The organism is Bacteroidia bacterium (genome assembly GCA_025056095.1).
Lineage (GTDB): Bacteria > Bacteroidota > Bacteroidia > JANWVE01 > JANWVE01 > JANWVE01.
This window is the reverse complement of sequence record JANWVW010000191.1, coordinates 1-5303: the sequence shown is the minus strand read 5'-3', so window position 1 is coordinate 5303 and position 5303 is coordinate 1. Positions and strand designations below refer to the sequence as shown.

Genomic DNA, 5303 nt, shown 5'->3' with positions numbered 1-5303 from the left:
ATTTCGGCTTGTTCGCTCAGATGGGGATTATTGATAATTAAAGCTCCGCCTTCACCCGCAATAATATTTTTGGTTTCATGGAAAGAAAACGCTGCCAAATGCCCGATGCTGCCAAGCGCTTTTTGCGTACCGTCAGAAAAGGTATAGTAGCTGTCGATGGCTTGTGCAGCATCTTCAACAACCCACAAGTTGTATTTGGCTGCCAGTGCCATGATGCGTTCCATGTCGCAGGCTACGCCCGCATAGTGTACAGGGACAATTGCCTTGGTGCGCGGCGTAATGAGTTCCTCAATCAGTTCGGCATTAATGTTAGGTTCCTCGCTATGGCTGTCGCAAAAGCGGATATTTGCCCCGCGCAGAATGAAAGCATTGGCGGTAGAAACAAAAGTATAAGATGGCATAATGACCTCATCGCCGGGTTGTATGTCCACCAGCAAGGCAGCCATTTCTAGCGCATCGGTGCAAGAAGTAGTGAGCAAGCACTTGCCAAAGCCATAACGCTGTTCAAAAAATTGTTGGCACAACTTAGTATACTTGCCGTTGCCGGAGAGTTTGCCTTCATAGACGGCATCGTACATGTAGTGCGCTTCTTTGCCAGTGAGGTGGGGTTTGTTGAAGTATACTTGCATGTAAGTTAATCTGATTCTTTACCTATTGCTACCATGCCTTTTACTGCAAAGAGATCATTTTGCTCCCCTAAAATATTTCTAACAGCTAATATACCTGTCTTTACCGAGTGATGCATATTATTCCACTTATACATACCATTACGCCCTATAAGATATAAACCTTTCACTTTTGAGAACTCATTCATAATAGTTGCGACATGAGCTTCATAATTCTTAAAATATACAGGATAGGCTTTGGAAAGACGAAGCACAGATGCTTTAATCGGAGTCTTTTTTGTAAGATTCATGTATGCTAAATCTGATAAAGCTATTTCTATGATTTCAGAGTCATTCATGTTCCATATATTATCTTCCTTGAAACAATTGTATTCAACACCTATACCAACTTTACTCTCCAAAGAAAGTCCAAAATCGTAATTTCCAAAATTAGTTACCCTTAGAGCTCTTACATTAGGATCATGAATATCAATCCAATGGTATTTAAAATTTTGGATATCGTTTTTTAAAAAGACAAGATTCACTAATAATAAGTTTCTGTAAACAAGTTGTTCTATCGAACTCCTTAATACATCATAATTAATCTTTTCAGACTTTAAAACATTGTACAAATCTTCTAAATGTATAGTTGATATAATATCAGTGAATTCTTTACAATTGTTTCCAGAGAAATTTACTATAAAACCTGAGGAAGTTTCCGTAATTTGACTTATGGACTGATTTAAAAATAAATCGGCTTTTTCGAAAGCTTTTATTTTATTAAGTTGAGAATTATAAACAGATTGCGAGCCCCCTTTGGGGAATAAAAATGTCTTGATAATAAAATCCTTGTCTCTTTTTAAAGACTTGTATATCATAGTTAGCAGAGAAGACTTAATACGTTGTCCTGCCCAATTAGGAGAGATATCAGCACAACTTAATCCCCATATTTTTTCATTGTATACTTTGAAAAAATTCTCATATAAAGGAGTACCAAAATTTGCTTTTACCCAATCTTCAGCTGATACAATTTGACGAGGCTTTAGCTTTGCAAATAAAAAGCCAGTAAGTAAGTAAGCAATCTTGAACGGACCAAGATTAATAAAAGCATTCCATGGATCGAGTGGTGATTTAATGTATTTCCCTTTATAAAATATAGCATTGTTTCTCGTGTAAGATTCCATTTGAACACCTGCAAGTTTTTGCCAAAATTGGAGGACATCTATGTCTTTATCAAAATAGATATGAGGACCTAATTCAAATCTAACTCCATCAATTTCAATTGTCTGCGAAAGACCACCAACTGCAGGGCTTTTCTCAATAATAGTAAAAGATATGTTGTTTTGAATCAGCTCAATTGCCGCTGCCAGACCAGCAAAACCAGCACCTATAATTAAGATATTTTTATCTTTCATATTGCCATATAAATTTGGGTATTTCATGCCATGCAATGTTTGCTATCATGTCAACAATGGAGACATGATCTTCAAAAGGAGAGCTTAATTGCTTATAAGGAGGATATTTAGGATAATGTTTATAAAATAACTCAATCCCTGCATTGTAAAAAAGATATTCCTTACCTAGTATATACTCCTTTGCAGCAGGTCCTGATATATATATTTTTGCTTTTAGGAGCGAAAGTATATCTATGAGTCTCTCTACCTTGTCTACCTTATGGCTATGGCTTATGTTGAGTTCACGGGCATTATAAAACTTAGTAGATACTCCAATTTTATTAGCTATATACTTAATCAAATATTGATTTAGTTCCGATAAATAATCCCATTTTCTTTCTATCAGATAAATGCTCATTAATTCTTCAAGTTGATAGTAGTATGGGGCATTTCTATATGCTAAGGATAGTGACTTGTAGTGTTTTTCTTGCCATCGACTATCTGTAATTTTCACTTCATCAATCATTAAATTAGTAGCACAGCTAGAAATTGGTATTGTTAACCACTGGACTCCATTCTTAGAATAAATCCTGTTACGATTCCTCCAATCGTTTTTGGTATATTTAACACAATCGTAAAATACAAAAATATCTACATCATTAATTATATCAAAGTATCCTTTCCAAGGAATATAATTTGATTGAAGGATAGCTACTTTCATATACTTTTTGGTCTTATGATATTTCTTTCAAATAGAGATCTAACTATTCTTGCACATCTTTCTGCTTTTTCTATGTCGAAGTTGAAATCATTAAACAAATTGACTATGTGATTTTCTATGATGTCAGACCTTACTAAGGTATCTTGACGCATGATATACTTAGCAACATTTACATAATGTGAGCTGGCAAATAAATTATTCATAAAAATACTATTCAAAAGCTTTGACTTATTAGTAATCAATAAATTAAAGCGCCAGATATTAGAAGTTTGATGAAAATATAGATCAGCAGGGATAATACTTCTATATATTTGATTTAATAAGTTCTTGTGTTGTATAGACTTATTCTGTTTCTCGAAGAAACTTTTTTCATAATTCTCATCTATCAAGTTTGAATAAATATCTATCCAGCTACCTGATACTTCTCTCAAACAAAATCTCCTATTTCCATTAATTATTTGCTTCCAGTAAAAATCCTTTTTATTATAAAAATTTTCATAATTAATTGATTTTAAATTATTAACTTTATTTTCTATGTTAAGCTTATTGATAGCAATTCCGAATCCTCCGTATCCCATATCGACAACTTTTCCCTTTCCAGAACTAAATATCGTCAAATCTGCTTTATAAGGATAGTCAGGATTACATACGCTCAAACATTTATCATGTATCAAGCAGGGCACGGTATCTTTAATAATACTAACCTGTTCAATGTCCCATTCAGTTCCAAAATAATCAACTATTAGTACGCCCTCTTTCCCTGTAAATAACCTTAGTACATCAATATGACTAAATCCAAAGTCATAAAAAATAACTTTTTTACCTAACTTGAGGAATAAGTAAGGGACAGAAAAACAAATTTGAGAGGGCAATAACCAAGTATCAATATACTTACCTTGGTCTAATAAGAAATGATATAATAATCCTATTGCTCGATTGGTAAAATATTTATACATAAGTTTTAAGAAGCATGAATTTCAGTCTCTAAAATATTTTGCAAAATCTTCTTCCTGGAAGATAATTGCTATGTGGCTCTTTTTGTATACGGTGTAGGTAACTTCATACATGGGATATGCAGTATTTAATATGCAAAAACGGCTTAAGTTTTTTTGGATATATGCAAAAGTTTTTTGAGGATCAAGGTAATATAGTTTGTCTGAGTAGAATGTAGCATAAGTTGTTAAGGCATTAAATGATATTCCTATGCGTGCCAGATGAAACATTTTTGATATGATTTTAAAAATAAATTCTTCCCATTCTATTTTTTCAATTCCATTTGGAATATTGAAAGTTCCACTCACTACCAAAAAATCAAACTCCTTATGAAAGGATTCTGAGAGAAAATCCTCGGAAGTAATGGTAATATTAGGATACAGCTTTCTTGCTGTTTCTACCATTTCTGGCACTATTTCAATACCGTAATATTCATGTTCTATTTTATTCATTATAAGATATTTATGCAGATCACATACCCCCGCACCAATGTCACATATCGAAAACTTATCCCGTTTATGTTTTAACAAAGGCGTTAAAAGTTGATTAAATCTTTCAAACTGGGTAGTAGTATTATTCTGAAATGTTCCCTGTGGAGTATTCCCATGAAGGAGGAAATTTGGGCGATATGCTTCTAATTGCTTCTTAATGATGTCACTCATTTTGATTCAAATTTAAAACCTTATTAACTATAAATAGTGGACGTTGACGGATTTCTACATATATGTTTGCAAGATAGCGTCCAATTATGCCTAAAACTAGTAAAGTTAAGCTGCCAAAGAATGCCGTAACTATTAGCAAAGTCGTGTATCCAGGTGGAATATTAGGATTTAATAGATAATTTATCAAGTTCCATAAACCAACGCACATTATCAAAAATAATGCAAGAATGCTCACATTGATAAGATACTCTAATGGCTTATTAGTCATTGCTAAAATAATGTCTAACATTAAATGAAATCTTTTTAAGAAAGAATAATTTCCTTTTCCTTGTAATCTCTTTTTATTTTTAATTTGTAGTACCTCGTAATGCATACCAATATCATGAGTAATACCAGCAACTACCCTAACTCTCTCATCGTAGGTATTGTAAATATTTAAAAACCTTCTGCTAAATCCTTTCATCATTAGTTGATTAGGAATAATATTTACATTTAGGACTTCATTCATTAAGAACCAAAATAATTTAGAGCTATACTCATCAGTAAAATTATTCCTAACATCAGAGACTGTATAAACAATATCAACATTTGCTTGAAGCCGAGCTATTATCTCTGGAATAACTTCGGGAGGATTTTGCAAATCACAATCCATAATAATTGTGTATTCTCCTAATGCATATCGCATTCCTGCGCTCATTGCAATTTGCTGCCCAAAATTACGACTTAGCTTAATGCCTTTTACACGTTTATCCTCCATGCAGTTGCGTTCAATTGCTTCCCAAGATCTATCAGGACTGCCGTCTTCTACCAGAATGATTTCATAGTTTTCTGTAATCTTACTTACCTCTTCCTTAATTCGCTTTACTAATATGTCTACAATTTTCTCTGCTTTGTAAACTGGGCTGACTATACTAATCAAGGGCGTTTC

6 protein-coding genes are annotated in these 5303 nt (G+C 33.3%); all 6 read right to left on the bottom strand.

Translation table 11 applies throughout. The features are described 5' to 3' along the window. Positions 1–629, bottom strand: a 629-nt coding sequence (locus NZ519_11545; GenBank protein ID MCS7029387.1) for an aminotransferase class I/II-fold pyridoxal phosphate-dependent enzyme, incomplete at its 3' end; no start/stop codon positions are given. Between the two features lie 5 nt (positions 630–634). Beyond that, positions 635–2047, bottom strand: coding sequence for an FAD-dependent oxidoreductase (locus NZ519_11540; GenBank protein ID MCS7029386.1), 1413 nt, complete (start codon positions 2045–2047; stop codon positions 635–637). Beyond that, a complete protein-coding gene (locus NZ519_11535; protein ID MCS7029385.1) occupies positions 2010–2720 on the bottom strand; it encodes a WbqC family protein in 711 nt (236 codons plus the stop codon). The genes NZ519_11540 and NZ519_11535 overlap by 38 nt, the downstream gene beginning before the upstream one ends. Further along, positions 2717–3676 (bottom strand): hypothetical protein, encoded by a 960-nt coding sequence (locus NZ519_11530; GenBank protein ID MCS7029384.1) that lies wholly within the window; start codon positions 3674–3676, stop codon positions 2717–2719. Before NZ519_11530 ends, NZ519_11535 begins: the two co-directional genes overlap by 4 nt. Before the next feature lie 21 nt (positions 3677–3697). Next, positions 3698–4375, bottom strand: a complete 678-nt coding sequence (locus tag NZ519_11525) for a class I SAM-dependent methyltransferase (GenBank protein MCS7029383.1) — start codon at positions 4373–4375, stop codon at positions 3698–3700. Beyond that, the coding region (locus NZ519_11520; protein ID MCS7029382.1) for a glycosyltransferase family 2 protein at positions 4368–5303 on the bottom strand (936 nt) is incomplete at its 5' end. The genes NZ519_11525 and NZ519_11520, both read right to left, overlap by 8 nt.